The organism is Streptomyces sp. DSM 40750, from assembly GCF_024612035.1.
GTDB lineage: Bacteria > Actinomycetota > Actinomycetes > Streptomycetales > Streptomycetaceae > Streptomyces.
The window spans coordinates 7,214,419-7,230,231 of sequence record NZ_CP102513.1 but is presented as its reverse complement, the minus strand read 5'-3'; the positions used below and the strand labels follow the sequence as shown (position 1 = coordinate 7,230,231).

The following is a 15,813-nucleotide window of genomic DNA, read 5'->3' as shown; positions in this document are numbered from 1 at the left end:
TCGCCGGGCCATTGTCAGTGGGCTGCGGTAGCTTCCGAAGTGTTGGTACGCACAGGTACGCCACAGGGGTGGGTTGGCCATGAGTGAGGGTACGGCGACGGTGGAGCTCGACGTCCGGCTGGAGAAGCACCGGGTCGAGTTGACCGGGTACTGCTATCGGATGCTCGGTTCGTCCTTCGAGGCGGAGGACGCCGTGCAGGACACGATGATCCGGGCCTGGCGGAGCTACGAGAAGTTCGAGGGGCGGTCGTCGCTGCGGTCGTGGCTGTACCGGATCGCCACGAACGTGTGCCTGGACATGCTGACCGCGGGGAACAAGCGGGCCCGGCCCATGGATCTCACGGAGTCCACACCTCTCGCCCAGGCCGCCCTCGCCCCCCGCCCCGACAACACCTGGCTGGAGCCGGTGCCGGATGCGCGGGTGCTGCCGACGACCGACGATCCGGCGGAGGCCGCCGTGGCCAAGGAGTCCGTGCGGCTGGCGTTCGTGGCGGCGCTGCAGAAGCTGCCCTCGAAGCAGCGGGCGGTGCTCATCCTGCGCGAGGTGTTGGCGTGGAAGGCGAGCGAGGTCGCCGAGCTGCTCGACACGTCCGTCGCCTCGGTGAACAGCGCCTTGCAGCGGGCCCGCGCGACCCTCGCCGAGAGCGACGGGCAGGTCGCTGCCGCCGATGTCTCCGACCCGCTGGACCAGGAGCAGCAGAAGCTCCTTGAGCGCTATGTGGCCGCCTTCGAGGGATACGACATGGCGGCGCTGACGGCCCTGCTGCACGAGGACGCGGTCATGACGATGCCGCCGTTCGACCTGTGGCTGACCGGGACGAGCGACATCACCGGCTTCATGACCACGCTCGGCGCACCCTGTGCCGGGTCGCACCTCGTGCCGGTCGCGGTGAACGGGCTGCCGGGCTTCGCGCAGTACAAGCCGGACCCGGAGAAGGGCGGCTTCAGCGCCTGGGCCGTGCAGGCGCTGGAGATCTCAGAGGGCCGGATCGCCGGGTTCCACTGCTTCCTCGACACCGCCCGCTGGTTCCCCCTCTTCGGCCTCCCCCTCCACATCGAAGGCAAGCCCGACGAGGCCCAGTAGCGCGCGCAGCGCCGGGTCGGGGTCCCGCAGCCGTATCCGGCCCCCGGCCCGTCCGGCCGCGAGCTGCAGCCGGGCCAGTACGTCGATGACGCCCAGCCCGGGCGGCCCGATCCCGGCGACGTCGCACACCACGACCCCGCCCCCGGTCCCCTCCAGTTGCGCGCGCACCTCGTCACAGAGCCGGGGCACCTCGTCCCGGGTGACGGTGCCTGGCAGTACGAGTACGGCGGGTGTCGTCGCGTCCACGATCTGTAGACCGGGCGGCGGCCCGGAACTCATCGCGGAGGGCGACCACACCCGCCGTGAACTGCGCTATGTCCGGTGGGCCGGCTCTAGGCGATCCGGTCCAGCACGATCGGGCTCGGGGTGAACGCCGTGCCCGGGGCCGCGATGTCGTACGAGCCCTCCACCGCGTCCAGGGCGTACGCGAAGCGCTCCGGGGTGTCGGTGTGCAGGGTCAGCAAGGGCTGGCCCTCGGTCACCGTGTCGCCGGGCTTGGCGTGCATCTCCACGCCCGCGGCGGCCTGGACCGGGTCCTCCTTGCGGGCACGGCCGGCGCCCAGGCGCCAGGCGGCTATGCCGATGTCGTACGCGTCGAGGCGGGTCAGCACGCCGGAGGCGCTCGCCTTCACCACGTGCTGCTCGCGCGAGGTCGGCAGCTCGGCGTCCGGGTCGCCGCCCTGGGCGGCGATCATGCGGCGCCAGGCGTCCATCGCCGAGCCGTCGGCCAGCGCCTTCGCCGGGTCGGCGTCCTTCACGCCGGCCGCGTCGAGCATCTCGCGGGCCAGCGCGATCGTCAGCTCCACGACGTCGGCCGGGCCGCCGCCCGCCAGGACCTCGACCGACTCGCGGACCTCCAGCGCGTTGCCCGCCGTCAGGCCCAGGGGGGTCGACATGTCCGTCAGGAGGGCGACCGTCTTCACGCCGTGGTCCGTGCCCAGGCCCACCATCGTCGACGCCAGCTCGCGGGCGTCCTCGATGGTCTTCATGAAGGCTCCCGTGCCCACCTTCACGTCCAGGACCAGGGAGCCCGTCCCCTCCGCGATCTTCTTCGACATGATGGACGAAGCGATCAGGGGGATCGCCTCCACGGTGCCCGTGACGTCGCGGAGCGCGTACAGCTTCTTGTCCGCCGGGGCCAGGCCGTCGCCCGCCGCGCAGATCACCGCGCCGACCTCGTCCAGGACGTTCAGCATCTCCTCGTTGGAGAGCAGCGCGCGCCAGCCCGGGATCGACTCCAGCTTGTCGAGGGTGCCGCCCGTGTGGCCGAGGCCTCGGCCCGAGAGCTGGGGGACGGCCGCGCCGCAGGCCGCCACCAGGGGGGCCAGCGGGAGGGTGATCTTGTCACCGACGCCGCCGGTGGAGTGCTTGTCGGCGGTGGGGCGGGACAGGGACGAGAAGTCCATGCGCTCGCCGGAGGCGATCATCGCGGCCGTCCAGCGGGCGATCTCGCGGCGGTCCATGCCGTTGAGGAGGATCGCCATGTTGAGGGCGGCCATCTGGTAGTCGGCGACCTCGCCGCGGGTGTACGCGTCGATGACCCAGTCGATCTGTTCGTCGCTGAGTTCGCCGCGGTCCCGCTTGGTGCGGATGACGGAGATGGCATCCATCGACAGAGACGTCATGGCTTTCCTTTCCAGAATTCCGATCAAGGGTTTTCGAAAGCGTCCGATGGCGATCGGAAAGTGTGCGGCCCCTCCGACCGTTCGTCAGGAGGGGCCGCACGGGAGTTACTTGGTGAGATGGTCCGGGCCGAAGGCCTGGGGCAGCATCTCCGAGAGCGGGACGATCCCCGCCGGGGTCTCCAGCAGCAGATCCGGGCCGCCGAACTCGTACAGCAGTTGTCGGCAGCGGCCGCACGGGACGAGGATCTCGCCCTGGCCGTCCACGCAGGTGAAGTGCGTGAGGCGGCCACCGCCCGTGCGGTGCAGCTCCGAGACGAGTCCGCACTCGGCGCACAGGCCGAGGCCGTAGGAGGCGTTCTCGACATTGCAGCCCGCGATCGTGCGGCCGTCGTCGACGAGGGCGGCGACGCCGACCGGGTAGCCCGAGTAGGGGGCGTACGCGTGGGACATGGCCTCCCGCGCGACCGAGCGCAGCTTGTCCCAGTCGACCCCGGCCAGGGCGGTCACTTGCCTTGTCCCTTCCGGTACGGCAGGCCGTCCGCCTTCGGCATCCGCAGTCGCTGGGCGGAGAGCGCGAGGACGATCAGCGTGATGACGTACGGCGTGGCGGCGACGACCTGGTTGGGAACCTCGTTGGTGACGGAGTACCAGGTGAGGATGAGGGCGCCGACGACGAAGGTGATCGCGGCGGCGACGTACTTCTTGCGGACGGCCTGCCAGACGGCGCCGATGATCAGCAGGAGGGCGCCGAGCAGCAGCAGGGCGTGGACGTTCTCGGAGCCGCCGCGCAGGTTGAGGCTGTCGGTGTAGCCGAAGAGGCCGGCGCCGATGGCGAGGCCGCCCGGCATCCAGTTGCCGAAGATCATCGCGGCGAGGCCGATGTAGCCGCGGCCGCCGGTCTGGCCCTCCAGGTAGAAGGGGTTGGCGACGATGGCGAGGAAGACGCCGCCGAGGCCGGCCAGACCACCGGAGATGATCACGGCCAGGTACTTGTACTTGTAGACGTTGACACCGAGGGACTCGGCGGCGATCGGGTTCTCGCCGCAGGAGCGCAGGCGCAGGCCGAAGGCGGTGCGCCACAGGATCCACCAGGTGGCGGGGACCAGCGCGACGGCGAGGAGGGTCAGCCAGGAGACGTTGGTGACCAGACCGCCGAGCAGGCCGGCGATGTCGGAGATGAAGAACCAGCCCTTGGCGTTGAGGTCCCGCAGTGCGTCGGAGAGTCCGGGCACCGTGAAGTTGCCGAGGGAGTCCACCGCCGGGGACTGCTTGGCCGAGCCGCCCTGGTGGCCCACGAAGGCGAGGGGGGCGAGGTAGCGGGTGGCGCCGAGGGCGAGGATGTTGATGGCCACACCGGAGACGATGTGGTTGACGTTGAAGGTGACGGTGACGAAGGCGTGCAGCAGGCCGCCGATCGCGCCGCCGGCGATGCCGACCAGGACGCCGGTCCACGGGCCCCACTGGAAGCCGGCCCACGCACCGAACCAGGTGCCGAGGATCATCATGCCTTCGAGGCCGATGTTGACGACGCCCGCGCGCTCGGCCCACAGACCGCCGAGGCCGGCGAGGCCGATGGGCACGGCGAGCTGGAGCGCGGTCGACATCTGGCTGACGTTGGTGATGCCGTCGGCGCCGGTGATGATGCGGACGATCGAGGTCAGTGCCAGGACGCCGGCGATGACCAGCAGCAGCACGGGCAGCGACAGCTTGCGGCCGGTCGGGGCGGCCGGCTGCAGCGTGGGCTGGTTGACGTCGGTTGCGGTGGTCATCGGCCAGCCACCTCCTTCTTGACGTTGTTGTTGTCGCCGGAGGCGTCCGCGCCGAGGACATGGCCCGCGGCGAGCTCGGCGCCGACCCGGCGCTGCTGGCGGCGCAGGCCCCATTCGCGCACGGTCTCGTACGAGACGACGACCGAGAGCACGATCAGGCCCTGCATGATGACCGCGATCTCCTTGTCGTAGCCGTGGAAGTCCAGCTCCGGCGAGGCCTTGTCGAGCCAGGCCCACAGCAGGGCGGCGAAGGCGATGCCGACGGGACTGTTGCGGCCGAGGAGGGCGATGCCGATGCCGAGGAAACCGATGCCGGTGGGGAAGTTGAGGCTGTAGGTGTGGGTGTCGCCGAGCAGGATCGGCAGGCCCGCGAGGCCCGCGACACCGCCGGAGATCAGCATGGCGGTGAGGATCATGCGCTTGGGGTCGACACCGCTGGCCGCGGCGGCCGACTCCGAGGCGCCGGAGGCGCGCAGGTCGAAGCCGAAGCGGGTGCGGTTGATGACGACCCAGTAGCCGATGCCGAGCAGCACGGCGAGGACGACCAGACCGTAGATCTCGCCGGCCTTGCCCATGTCGATGCCGGGGACCCAGCCGGACTCGGCCATCTCGCCGGTGGTGTTGTTGTTGCCGACCTTGACGCCGAAGACGTTCGGCAGCCAGAGGTAGCCGATGACGGAGGTGGCGATCGCGTTCAGCATGATCGAGGCGACGACCTCGCTGACACCCCGGGTGACCTTGAGGACACCGACGATGCCGGCCCAGAAGGCGCCGGTGAAGATCGCGGTGAGCATCAGCAGCGGGATCTGGATGACCGCGGGCAGGTCGACATGGGCGCCGACGATCGCGGTGATCATGGCGCCGAGCAGGTACTGGCCGTCGACACCGATGTTGAACAGGTTCATCCGGAAGCCGATGGCCACCGCGAGGGCCGCGATGTAGTACAGCGTGGCCTGGTTGATGATCCGGACCTGGATGTCGGAGAACGTGGCCTGCTCGAACATGATCGTGAACGGCTCGACCGGGTTCTTGCCGGAGGCGAGCAGCACGATCGCGGTCAGCGCGAAGGCCACGGCGAGCGCGAGGACCGGGCCGGCCACCGCGAGGAGCACGCGCTCCCTGTCGAACTTCTTCATCAGCGGGCCTCGTCTTCCGGAGACTCGGGAGCCTTGCTCGGGGTCTCGGGGGTCTCTTCGTGTTCGAGGTGGCCGGTGGCGGCGCCGGTCATGGCCGAGCCCAGCTCCTCGGGGGTGATGGTGGCCGGGTCGGCGTCGGCGACCAGCTTGCCGTTGTAGATCACCCGGAGGGTGTCGGACAGGCCGATCAGCTCGTCCAGGTCGGCTGAGATCAGCAGCACGGCCAGGCCCTCGCGGCGGGCCTCGCGGATCTGGTCCCAGATCTGGGCCTGCGCGCCGACGTCCACACCGCGGGTGGGGTGGGCGGCGATCAGGAAGCGCGGCTTGTGGCTCATCTCGCGGCCGACGATCAGCTTCTGCTGGTTGCCGCCGGAGAGGGAGGCGGCCGTGACGTCGATGCCGGGGGTACGGACGTCGTACGCCTCGACGATCCGTCGCGTGTCCTCCTGCGCGGCCTTCGGGTCGAGCCAGACGCCCTTGGCGTTGGGCCGCTCGGTCACATGGCCGAGAATACGGTTCTCCCAGAGGGGGGCCTCCAGGAGCAGACCGTGCCGGTGGCGGTCCTCGGGGATGTAGCCGACGCCCTGCTCGCGGCGCCTGCGGGTGGGCCAGGTGGTGATGTCCTCCTCGGCCAGCGTGAGGCTGCCGGAGTCGGCGTGCTTGAGGCCGATGAGGGCGTCGACCAGTTCGGTCTGGCCGTTGCCCTCCACGCCGGCCAGGCCCAGGACCTCGCCCGCGTGGATGGTGAAGCTGATGTCGTCCAGGAGCGCCTTGCCGCCGGCGGTCTCCAGGCGGAGCTTCTCGACGGTGATGACGGGGCGGTCGGTGACCGTCGACTCCGCCGTCTCCGGGGTGGGCAGCTCGCTGCCGACCATCAGCTCGGCGAGCTGACGCGGGGTGGTCTCGGCGGGAACGGCCGTGCCGACCGTCGTGCCGCGCCGGATGACGGTGATCTCGTCGGCCACCGACAGCACCTCGCCCAGCTTGTGCGAGATGAAGATGACCGCCAGGCCCTGCGTCTTGAGCTCGCGCAGGTTGGCGAAGAGCGCCTCGACCTCCTGCGGCACCAGGACGGCGGTGGGCTCGTCCAGGATCAGGGTGCGGGCGCCGCGGTAGAGGACCTTGAGGATCTCCACGCGCTGGCGCTCGGCGACACCCAGCTCCTCGACCAGGACGTCGGGTCGCACCCCGAAGCCGTACCGGTCGGAGATCTCCTTGATCTTGCGGCGGGCCTTGCCGCCGATGCCGTACAGCTTCTCGCTGCCGAGGACCACGTTCTCCAGGACCGTGAGGTTGTCGGCGAGCATGAAGTGCTGGTGCACCATGCCGATGCCGCGCGCGATGGCGTCGGCCGGGGACGAGAAGGAAACCTGCTCGCCGTCGACCGCGATGGTGCCCTCGTCCGGCTTCTGCATGCCGTAGAGGATCTTCATCAGGGTCGACTTGCCGGCGCCGTTCTCCCCGACGAGGGCGTGGACGGTGCCCTTGCGGACGGTGAGGTGGATGTCGTGGTTGGCCACCACGCCGGGGAATCGCTTGGTGATCCCGGCGAGTTCGACGGCGGTCGCCTGACCGTTGACCGCCACGTCGGCCGGAGGGCTGCTGGACGCGTTGATGGCGCACTCTCCTGGGAAAGGGGGTCGTCTACGCGCGTAGCGCCCCTACGGCATCGAAAGCGGGCGACGCACCGTGACAACGGGGTACAGGGAGCGATACTCCCCGTACCCCGTTGAGCGGACGTAACCCCGCGGTTACCGGCGACTCCAGGGGTGCCTGAACTCCCCTGGAATCGCCTGGCTGCTCGTGGTGTAGCTGGGTCAGCTGGTCTTGACCTTGATCTCGCCGCTGATGATCTTCTCCTTGGCCGTCTTGATGGCTTCCTGGAGTTCGGTGTTGCTCTTGAACTTGGGGTTCGAGTCCGCGAGGCCGACCTCGCCGGTCTTCAGATCGCCCCTGACGATACCGGTCTCGGGCTTGGCGTCCTCGACCGACTTAGCCAGGTTGTACACCGCCTTGGCGACGTCCTTGGTCGCCGAGGTCAGGATGGAGTCCTTGTACTTCGCGAGCGCTTCCTGCCGGTACTGGTCGGAGTCGACGCCGACCGCCCAGATCTTGTTCGCGGCGGCGGCCTCGATCACGCCCTGGCCGGACAGACCGGCGGCCGCGTAGACGACGTCGGCCTTCTTCTCGATCTGGCCCTCGGCGGCCGTCTTGCCCTTGTCGGGGCTGGAGAAGCCACCCTCCTCGGCCGTCTGGGTCAGGTACTGGGTGAGGACCGTGGCCTTCGGGTTGGTGTCCTTGACGCCCTGCTCGAAGCCCGCCTGGAACTTGTGGATCAGCGGGATGTCGACGCCGCCGACGAAGCCGACGGTGTTCGTCCTGGTGGACTTGGCCGCCGCGACACCGGCGAGGTACGAGGCCTGCTCCTCGGAGAAGACCAGGTCCGCGACGTTGTCCAGCTGGACCGTGGAGTCGTCGACGATGCCGAAGGTGGTGTCCGGGTACTGCTCGGCGGCGGCCTTCACGGCCGTCGCGTACGCGTAGCCGACGCCGACGACCGGGTTGTAGCCCTGCTTCGCCAGGGAGACCAGGCGCTGCTCCTTGTCGGCGTCCGTCTCGCCCTCGGTGGGCTCGATGTCCTGGGTCTCGTACCCGAACTCCTTCTTCGCCTGCTCCAGGCCCGCGTACGCGGCGTCGTTGAAGGACTGGTCGCCCTTGCCGCCGACGTCGTACGCGATCGCGAGGCCCTTGTCACCCTTGGAGTCGGCGGAGGACGAGGCCTCCGTCGAGGTGCCGCCACAGGCGGAGAGGGCGAGGGCGAGGGAGGCGGTCGCTGCGCCTGCGACCGCGATGCGGGAAACCCGGCGCATATGTGGGTGCTCCTGTCGTACTAGCGCCGGGGGGGTACTGCTCAGGTCCGCTGCACAGCGTCGGCGCCTTATATGGCTTTCGCCGCAGAGTAACGCGCGTAGACCCGTGGGGAAAACCCCGCTTGCCACGTTGTTATGGGGCCGTGTCGCAACCTGGGGCGGTGGTGTGGGGCGCGAGGTGTGGGGTGGTTTCGCAGGGAGGGCGGCTGCGGGTTCGTCGTGGCTGGTCACGCAGTTCCCCGCGCCCCTGAGAGAACTGGGCCGGCGTGGAAGAGCGAAGCGGGCGGGTGTACATGTACACCCGCCCGCTTCACGGCACTCAGAGAGGTGTGACTACTCGGTCTTCACCTTGATCGTGCCGGCGATGATCTCTTCCTTGGCCTTGGCGACCGCGTCGGCGAGGCCGTCGATCTTGGCCATCTCCGGGTTGGAGTCGGCGAGGCCGACGCCGTCCACCTTCAGGTCGAAGGTCTGGACGCCGGTGAGGGGCTTGCCGTCCTCGGCGGACTTGGCGAGGGCGTAGACCGCGCCACCGACGTCCTTGAGGGCCGAGGTGAGGATGTAGTTCTTGTAGGAGGCGAGGGCCTCCTGGTTGTACTGGTCGGAGTCCACGCCGATCGCCCAGACCTTCGCCTTGGCGGCGGCCTCGATGACACCCTGGCCGGAGAGGCCGGCGGCCTGATAGACGACGTCGGCCTTCTTCTCGATCTGGCCCTCGGCGGCGGCCTTGCCCTTGTCGGGGCTGGAGAAGCCACCCTCTTCGGCGGTCTGGGTCAGGTACTGCGAGATGACCTTGACCTTGCCGCCACTGGTGTCCTCGACGCCCTGCTTGTAGCCGGCCTCGAACTTGTGGATGAGCGGGATGTCCACACCGCCGACGAAGCCCACGGTGTTCGTCTTGGTGGCCTTGGCCGCCGCGACACCGGCGAGGTACGAGGCCTCCTGCTCGGCGAAGACGAGGGACGCCACGTTGTCGCCCTCGACGACCGAGTCGACGATGCCGAAGGTGGTGTCCGGGTAGTCCGCGGCCACGGCCTCCATCGCGGGACCGTAGGCGAAGCCGACGCCGATGACGGGGTTGTAGCCCTGCTTGGCCAGCGAGGCCAGGCGCTGCTCCTTGTCGGCGTCCGTCTCGCCCTCGGTGGGCTCGATGTCCTGGGTGTCGTACCCGAACTCCTTCTTCGCCTTCTCCAGGCCCGCGTACGCGGCGTCGTTGAAGGACTGGTCGCCCTTGCCGCCGATGTCGTACGCGATCGCAAGGCCCTTGTCGCCCTTGCTGGTCTCGCTGTCGTTGCCGCTCTCGCCGCTGGTACCACCACAGGCGGTGGCGGCGAGCGCCAGCGACGCGACCCCCACCGCGACGCGGGTCAGTTTGGAAATCCGACGCATCTTGAAGTTCCCCATCTTCTCCAAAGCCCCGCAGTGTGGGTGCTCAGTTCGGCGCACATTAACGCGCGTAGACCCTTCTGGGAACGGGGTTTCGACTGGCCGTTATCCATTCGTGCCGATGGCCGGTTACGTCCGCGTGAACCGTGGGATCGAAAGGGACAGAAGGCGCGAAACCACCTCGCGCCCCTCGCGTTCCGTGTACGGGTGGTGACTTCGACATGAAGGTGCGCGCGCCGTACGGAGGCCGTACGGACACGCGCACCAGGCTGCCGCGAGGCTGGACGGGGCGCAAGCGGAACGGGGCTCGAACGGGTGGCGATCGCGTACCGAGACCGTGGAGTCCGTGTGCGGGTCGGCCTACCGGACGGCGGTGTCCAGGACGCGCATGCGGGCGTCGAGGAGGGCGGCGGCGGTGAAGAGCTCGACGCCCACCGTGATGGCGTGTTCGTCGGCGTCGAAGTCGCCCTGGTGGAGGTCGCGGACGGTGAGGTCGCCCGGACGGCGGACGCCCAGGCGGGCCATGGCGCCCGGGACGTGCTCCAGATACCAGGAGAAGTCCTCGCCGCCGAGGCTCTGCTCGGTGTCCTCGATGGACCTGACCCCGCGGCGGGCGGTCATGGCGTCGTGGAGCAGCTCGGTGACGACGGGGTCGTTGACGACCGGCGGGACGCCCCGGATGTAGTTGATCTCGGGCTTGGCGCGGTGCATGACCGCGACTTCCTGGACCGCCTCGTGGATCAGGTCAGGGGCCTGCCGCCAGGCGTTGATGTCCAGGCAGCGGACGGTGCCGGAGAGCTCGGCGTGCTGCGGGATGACGTTCGGGGCGTGACCCGACTCGATGCGGCCCCAGGTCACGACGAGCCCGGCGCGGGCGTCGAACCGCCGGGCGACCAGCGCGGGCACGTCGGTGACGACCCGGGCGGCGGCGGTGACGAGGTCGGTGGTGAGGTGGGGGCGCGCGGTGTGGCCGCCCGGCCCGTCCAGGGAGAGCTCCAGCCGGTCGCAGGCCGAGGTGATCGGGCCGTGGCGCAGCCCGATGAGGCCGGCGTCGACCCTCGGGTCGCAGTGCACGGCGATGATCCGGCCGACGCCGTCGAGCGCGCCGGTCTTGATCACGTCGGCGGCGCCGCCCGGCAGCACCTCCTCGGCGGGCTGGAAGATCAGCCGCACGGGGCGGGGCAGCTCTCCCCTGCGGTGCAGGTCGGCGAGGACGAGGCCGGCGCCCAGGACGACGGTGGTGTGCACGTCGTGGCCACAGGCGTGGGCGCGGTCCGGCACGGTGGAGCGGTAGTCGCAGTCCACCTTGGTGTCGGGGATGGGCAGCGCGTCGATGTCGGCGCGCAGGGCGAGCGCGGCCTGGTCGGGGCCGTCCCAGTCGCCGATGTCACAGATGAGTCCGGTTCCGGTGTCGAGCACACGCGGCCGTAGGCCTGCCTTCTCCAGGCGGGCCTTGATCGCGGCGGTCGTACGGAACTCCTGGTTGCCGAGCTCCGGGTGCATGTGCAAGTCACGGCGGAACGCGACGAGTTCGGCACGCAGGGCTTCCGGCAACATGCCGGGGAGCGACGCTTCGGCTTCCCCTGGCAGATCGGCCTCGGACTCTCGGGACATCAGTTGGTTCACCCTCTGAAGGGTAGGGCGATCGGGCGACCTTCTAACCCTCGATCAACAAAAAATCAGCCCGTAAGGGGAAGTTTTCCGGCCGCACAACGCATACGTATTGGCAGAGATGGGTAAACCCGTCCGCCTTTCGGGACAGGTGGACCTCCGGAGACGGGAGCGCCGGGTTTGCCCGCGAATCCCATCGTCTAAACGTTCGGGGGTGCCCGAACGATTCCCACACTCCACGGATACCACGTCCGCGCCGCCTCACCGTCCCGGAACCATCACCGGCGTGCGACTGTTCGGGTACTCCTTGTGTTCGACGGGGAGGGCGAGGAGGCGCTGCGAGGGGGTGGCGCGGCGGGGGTGGCCTGCGGTTCCGTGCGTGATCGGAGGGCTGGGGATCACGAGGCGTCGCGGAGTGGCGTGAGGGTGGCGGTGGTGACAGGGATCACGGGGACTGTGGGGGGCGCGGGGCCGATGGGTGGGCGACCCGGGGGGGAACGAGGTGTCGCCCGGGCTCGCCTGATCACGGCGGCCAGGGCCGCCGGCGCGACCAGGGCCGGGACGAGGGCGACCAGCGGGCCCGCCGCCAGGCAGGCCACGCCGCCGATGATCAGCACCGGCGGCCGCCGGCCCGTGGTGCGGAGGAGAAGCGCGGAGGAGCCGAGCAGAACAGGCCCGCGCCGTCGGCCAGGGCCCAGGCGGGCATGCCGTGCAGCGGCTCGGCCAGGCGGTAGTGGTCCGTGTCGGCGACCTGCTGGAGCGTCTTCTTCATGCCGAGGGCGGTGATGACGACGCCGACCACGACGGGCAGGTGGAGTAGGCCGGGCCGACCGCGGAAGCGACCGCTCCGGATACCCGGAGCGAACGCTCGGATCGGCGGCTCAGATGGATGCCACCGACGACAGGCGGTGCACGTCCCGTGCGGTGCCCGTGACCCCGGACAGGAAGCCCTGGGCGCGGGGGGAGGCGTTCTCCGTCAGCCAGCTCGGGTCGATGTCGCAGACCGCGACGCGTACGTCCGTCCCCGCGAGCGCCAGCGGCAGGGTGTGGACCACCGTCGACGGGAAGCTGAGGATCGTACGGCCGATGGGGCCCCGGCGGGCGATGAGTTCGAGGGGGAGGTCCGGGCGGACGATCTCCAGGCCCGTCTCCGCCGCCAGGGTGTGGAGTTTGTCGGTGCTCTCGCGGCGGTGGGCGAAGTAGCGGGTCGCGCCATGGGCCTTGGCCAGGGCGCGGACGGCTTCCAGGTAGCGCTCGCCGTCCACCACTCCCGTCTCCACCAGGGACGTGCCCACCAGGTCCGCGCCCTTGGTGATGCGGGGCGGGCCGAAGCGGGCCCGGGTCCAGGCGAAGGAGTTGGCGGTGATGGTGACGCCGTCGGGGGTCTCGTCGATCGGCATCGAGGAGAAGACCTCGACGCGTCTGCCCGCGGTCGGGGTCAGGCGCTTGCGGGCCTTGGAGGAGACCGGGGCGAAGATCAGGTCGCGGGGGCCGGGGCGGCCGCCCTTGCGGTGCCAGCGGACGAGGCGTTCGCCGCGGGCGAGCTGGGAGACGAACTCCATGGTCGCGGTGCCGTCGTCGACGACGACCACGTCCGGTGCCCTGGTGATCGTCAGCAGCAGCTGGACATAGCGGGAGAAGGGGTCGCCCAGGACGATGCGGCGCGCGGCGCGCAGTAACGGGGCGAGGCCGCCGATGGTGCGGAAGGGCGCGGCCGTACCGCCGCGCGCCTCCTCCCAGCGCACCTCGTGTCCCTCGTCCCGGGCCAGTTCCGCCATACGGCGCAACTGGCCCCGGGTCATGGGGTCGTTCGGCGACAGGACCACGAGGGTGAGGCGCGCGCCGGTCGTCCCGGCGGGCCCCGCGTCGGTCGCCGCGAAGGGCGGCCCCGCGCCGGGGTCCTGGAGTGCGTGGGCGTGCGCCCACTCCAGCACGTTCAGGAGCTGTACCGGGCTCTCGACGAAGGCGAGAGTGTGGGGGCCGGTGGTTCCGGCGCGGGGGCTCATCGACGTACGACCGTCCCGTAGTGAGGGATTCCCGTGGTCAGGGATTGACGGAGGATCAGACCGAGACCGGCTCGCCCGCCGCCGCCGCGATCTCCGCCTCGGCGATGACGCCGGTGACACGGCGCAGCTTCTTCATGGGGCCGAGCTCGGAGTCATAGACCTTCTTGACGCCGTCACCGAGGGAGGCCTCGATGGTGCGGATGTCGCGGACGAGACGCGTGAGGCCCTGCGGCTCGACGGAGGCGGCCTGGTCCGAACCCCACATCGCGCGGTCGAGGGTGATGTGACGCTCGACGAAAGTGGCGCCGAGGGCGACGGCGGCGAGCGTGGTCTGCAGGCCCGTCTCGTGACCGGAGTAGCCGATCGGAACGTTCGGGTACTCGGCCTGGAGGGTGTTGATGACGCGGAGGTTGAGCTCCTCCGCCTGCGCCGGGTAGGTCGACGTGGCGTGGCACATCAGGATGTTGTCGCTGCCGAGGACCTCGACCGCGTGGCGGATCTGCTTCGGGGTCGACATGCCGGTGGAGAGGATGACCGTGCGGCCGGTGGCGCGCAGGGCGCGCAGCAGCTCGTCGTCGGTCAGGGAGGCGGAGGCCACCTTGTGGGCGGGAACGTCGAACTTCTCCAGGAAGGCGACGGCCTCGGTGTCCCACGGGGAGGCGAACCAGTCGATGTTCTTGCTCTTGGCGTACTCGTCGATCTGGCGGTACTCGTCCTCACCGAACTCCACGCGGTGGCGGTAGTCGATGTAGGTCATGCGGCCCCAGGGGGTGTCGCGCTCGATGTCCCACTGGTCGCGGGGGGTGCAGATCTCGGGGGTGCGCTTCTGGAACTTGACGGCGTCGCAGCCGGCCTCGGCGGCGGCGTCGATCAGCTTGAAGGCGTTCTCCAGCTCACCGTTGTGGTTGATGCCGATCTCGCCGACGACGTAGACGGGGTGACCCGGGCCGGCGGTCTTCGAACCGAACGTGCGCAGACGGGAGTTGGTGCTCATGGTGGGGCGTTCCTTACTTGTCGAGGGGGTCGAGAGAGTCGAGAGAGGGACCGAGGATCCAGCCGGCGATCTCCCGGATCGCGCCTTCGCCACCGGGGACGGTGGTGACCGCGCGTGCGGCGCCGCGCACGACGTCGTGGGCGCTGCCGACCGCCACGGGCCAGCCCACGAGGGCGAAGCACGGGAGGTCGTTGACGTCGTTGCCGACGTAGAGCACGCGCTCCGGCGCGATGCCCTGCTCCTCGCACCACTGCTTCAGTGCGAGGTCTTTCCGGTCGATGCCGTGGAGCACCGGGATCTGCAGCTTCCGGGCCCGGGCGGCGACGACCGGGTTCTTCTCCGAGGACAGGATGAGCATCGTCAGGCCGCTCCTGCGGAGGGCCGCGATGCCGAGTCCGTCCCCGCGATGTACGGAGACGAACTCCCGTCCGTCGGAGTCGATCAGCACCCTGTCGTCGGTCTGGGTGCCGTCGAAGTCGAGGACGACCGCGTCGATGTCGGCGGCGGTCGGGAGTGCGCCGGGGCGATCCGCGTCGAAGAGCGGCGCGAGGGCCTGGGCGCGGGCGAGGTCGTGCGGGTCGTCGATCTCCAGGACCCGGGCGGGGTCGGTGCGGACGAGTTCCGTACGGCCGAAGAAGCGGTGCTGGTGCTTGCGCAGGCCGGCCGCGTCCATGGCGTAGGCGGCGCCGGTCTCCAGCAGGTCCTGCGGGCGGTCCTGGCGGCGGGGGCGGAACGACTTGTCGTGGTTGACGCCGTAGCCGCCGTCCGTCTCGGTGGGGCTGGTGACGGTCGTGGTGCCACCCACGGCTCCCGTGCGGGCGGCTTCGGCGACCTGGGGCTCGTCGGCGGAGTCCCGCCAGATGAACCCGTGGAACGGGGCGACGGTGAGGGCGGTGTCGGCGCCGTGCTCCACGATCGCGCGGGCGACGCCGTCGATGTCCTCGCGGAGGATGAACGGGCTGGTGCACTGCACGAGCAGGACGACGTCGACCGGCGAGCCGTGCAGCGCCTCGTGGGCGTCCAGGGCGTGCAGCACCGCGGCCTCGGAGGTGGCGGTGTCTCCGGCGATGGCGGCGGGCCGCAGGACGACCTCGGCTCCGGACACGCGGGCGGCGGCCGCGATGGCGTGGTCGTCGGTGGAGACGACGACGTCGGTCACCAGCCGGGCGCCCAGGCACTCGCGCACCGCGCGGGCCACCAGCGGAACGCCGCCGACGGGGGCGAGGTTCTTCGCGGGGACGCCCTTGGAGCCGCCGCGCGCGGGGATGACGGCGAGCACACGGCGCACGGAAGGCGCTTGACCCGCTTCCGGGTTGGACATGAGTGGAACTC

Annotated in this window: 14 protein-coding genes; 1 reads left to right on the top strand and 13 read right to left on the bottom strand. The window is 70.2% G+C overall.

Going from position 1 to position 15,813, the window contains the following annotated elements; translation table 11 throughout:
- Window positions 1–79: 79 nt before the first annotated feature.
- On the top strand, window positions 80–1,084 hold the full coding sequence (locus JIX55_RS32280) for a sigma-70 family RNA polymerase sigma factor (protein ID WP_257566747.1): 1,005 nt from the start codon (window positions 80–82) through the stop codon (window positions 1,082–1,084).
- Here the strand turns inward: JIX55_RS32280 and JIX55_RS32275 are convergent.
- The 13 genes from JIX55_RS32275 to JIX55_RS32215 all read right to left on the bottom strand — a co-directional run bounded on the left by JIX55_RS32275 (window position 977) and on the right by JIX55_RS32215 (window position 15,802).
- Window positions 977–1,363 (bottom strand): STAS domain-containing protein, encoded by a 387-nt coding sequence (locus tag JIX55_RS32275; protein ID WP_257566746.1) that lies wholly within the window; start codon window positions 1,361–1,363, stop codon window positions 977–979. The two genes, JIX55_RS32280 and JIX55_RS32275, sit on opposite strands and share 108 nt — an antisense overlap.
- 53 nt (window positions 1,364–1,416) lie before the next feature.
- Complete coding sequence (locus JIX55_RS32270; RefSeq protein ID WP_257569552.1) at window positions 1,417–2,700, bottom strand: thymidine phosphorylase; 1,284 nt, start codon at window positions 2,698–2,700, stop codon at window positions 1,417–1,419.
- A 114-nt stretch (window positions 2,701–2,814) separates the two neighbouring features.
- The gene (locus JIX55_RS32265) at window positions 2,815–3,216 is read right to left on the bottom strand and encodes a cytidine deaminase (protein WP_257566745.1); all 402 of its coding nucleotides are present in this window, start codon (window positions 3,214–3,216) and stop codon (window positions 2,815–2,817) included.
- Window positions 3,213–4,478: an ABC transporter permease gene (locus JIX55_RS32260; protein WP_257566744.1), complete on the bottom strand. Its 1,266-nt coding sequence runs from the start codon at window positions 4,476–4,478 to the stop codon at window positions 3,213–3,215. The genes JIX55_RS32265 and JIX55_RS32260 overlap by 4 nt, the downstream gene beginning before the upstream one ends.
- Complete coding sequence (locus JIX55_RS32255) at window positions 4,475–5,614, bottom strand: ABC transporter permease (protein ID WP_257566743.1); 1,140 nt, start codon at window positions 5,612–5,614, stop codon at window positions 4,475–4,477. The genes JIX55_RS32260 and JIX55_RS32255 overlap by 4 nt, the downstream gene beginning before the upstream one ends.
- On the bottom strand, window positions 5,614–7,200 hold the full coding sequence (locus JIX55_RS32250; RefSeq protein WP_257566742.1) for an ABC transporter ATP-binding protein: 1,587 nt from the start codon (window positions 7,198–7,200) through the stop codon (window positions 5,614–5,616). The genes JIX55_RS32255 and JIX55_RS32250 overlap by 1 nt, the downstream gene beginning before the upstream one ends.
- Window positions 7,201–7,431: 231 nt before the next feature.
- Window positions 7,432–8,484 (bottom strand): BMP family lipoprotein, encoded by a 1,053-nt coding sequence (locus JIX55_RS32245; protein ID WP_257566741.1) that lies wholly within the window; start codon window positions 8,482–8,484, stop codon window positions 7,432–7,434.
- A 333-nt stretch (window positions 8,485–8,817) separates the two neighbouring features.
- Complete coding sequence (locus JIX55_RS32240) at window positions 8,818–9,873, bottom strand: BMP family lipoprotein (protein WP_257566740.1); 1,056 nt, start codon at window positions 9,871–9,873, stop codon at window positions 8,818–8,820.
- A gap of 357 nt (window positions 9,874–10,230) precedes the next feature.
- Complete coding sequence (locus tag JIX55_RS32235; RefSeq protein WP_257566739.1) at window positions 10,231–11,484, bottom strand: amidohydrolase; 1,254 nt, start codon at window positions 11,482–11,484, stop codon at window positions 10,231–10,233.
- Window positions 11,485–12,091: 607 nt separating this feature from the next.
- The gene (locus JIX55_RS32230; RefSeq protein ID WP_257566737.1) at window positions 12,092–12,283 is read right to left on the bottom strand and encodes a hypothetical protein; all 192 of its coding nucleotides are present in this window, start codon (window positions 12,281–12,283) and stop codon (window positions 12,092–12,094) included.
- A 79-nt stretch (window positions 12,284–12,362) separates the two neighbouring features.
- Window positions 12,363–13,487 (bottom strand): hypothetical protein, encoded by a 1,125-nt coding sequence (locus JIX55_RS32225; RefSeq protein WP_257566736.1) that lies wholly within the window; start codon window positions 13,485–13,487, stop codon window positions 12,363–12,365.
- A 55-nt stretch (window positions 13,488–13,542) separates the two neighbouring features.
- A complete protein-coding gene (locus tag JIX55_RS32220; RefSeq protein WP_257566735.1) occupies window positions 13,543–14,481 on the bottom strand; it encodes an N-acetylneuraminate synthase family protein in 939 nt (312 codons plus the stop codon).
- Window positions 14,482–14,494: 13 nt separating this feature from the next.
- A complete protein-coding gene (locus tag JIX55_RS32215; protein ID WP_257566734.1) occupies window positions 14,495–15,802 on the bottom strand; it encodes an N-acylneuraminate cytidylyltransferase in 1,308 nt (435 codons plus the stop codon).
- Window positions 15,803–15,813 lie beyond the last annotated feature (11 nt).

Excerpts from the sequence above, each read along its gene's own strand:
- JIX55_RS32260 (WP_257566744.1), bottom strand. The coding sequence starts at position 4,478 with ATGACCACCGCAACCGACGTCAACCAGCCCACGCTGCAGCCGGCCGCC.
- JIX55_RS32225 (WP_257566736.1), bottom strand. The coding sequence starts at position 13,487 with ATGAGCCCCCGCGCCGGAACCACCGGCCCCCACACTCTCGCCTTCGTC.
- JIX55_RS32240 (WP_257566740.1), bottom strand. The coding sequence starts at position 9,873 with ATGCGTCGGATTTCCAAACTGACCCGCGTCGCGGTGGGGGTCGCGTCG.
- JIX55_RS32245 (WP_257566741.1), bottom strand. The coding sequence starts at position 8,484 with ATGCGCCGGGTTTCCCGCATCGCGGTCGCAGGCGCAGCGACCGCCTCC.
- JIX55_RS32255 (WP_257566743.1), bottom strand. The coding sequence starts at position 5,614 with ATGAAGAAGTTCGACAGGGAGCGCGTGCTCCTCGCGGTGGCCGGCCCG.
- JIX55_RS32220 (WP_257566735.1), bottom strand. The coding sequence starts at position 14,481 with ATGAGCACCAACTCCCGTCTGCGCACGTTCGGTTCGAAGACCGCCGGC.
- JIX55_RS32275 (WP_257566746.1), bottom strand. The coding sequence starts at position 1,363 with ATGAGTTCCGGGCCGCCGCCCGGTCTACAGATCGTGGACGCGACGACA.
- JIX55_RS32280 (WP_257566747.1), top strand. The coding sequence starts at position 80 with ATGAGTGAGGGTACGGCGACGGTGGAGCTCGACGTCCGGCTGGAGAAG.
- JIX55_RS32215 (WP_257566734.1), bottom strand. The coding sequence starts at position 15,802 with ATGTCCAACCCGGAAGCGGGTCAAGCGCCTTCCGTGCGCCGTGTGCTC.
- JIX55_RS32235 (WP_257566739.1), bottom strand. The coding sequence starts at position 11,484 with ATGTCCCGAGAGTCCGAGGCCGATCTGCCAGGGGAAGCCGAAGCGTCG.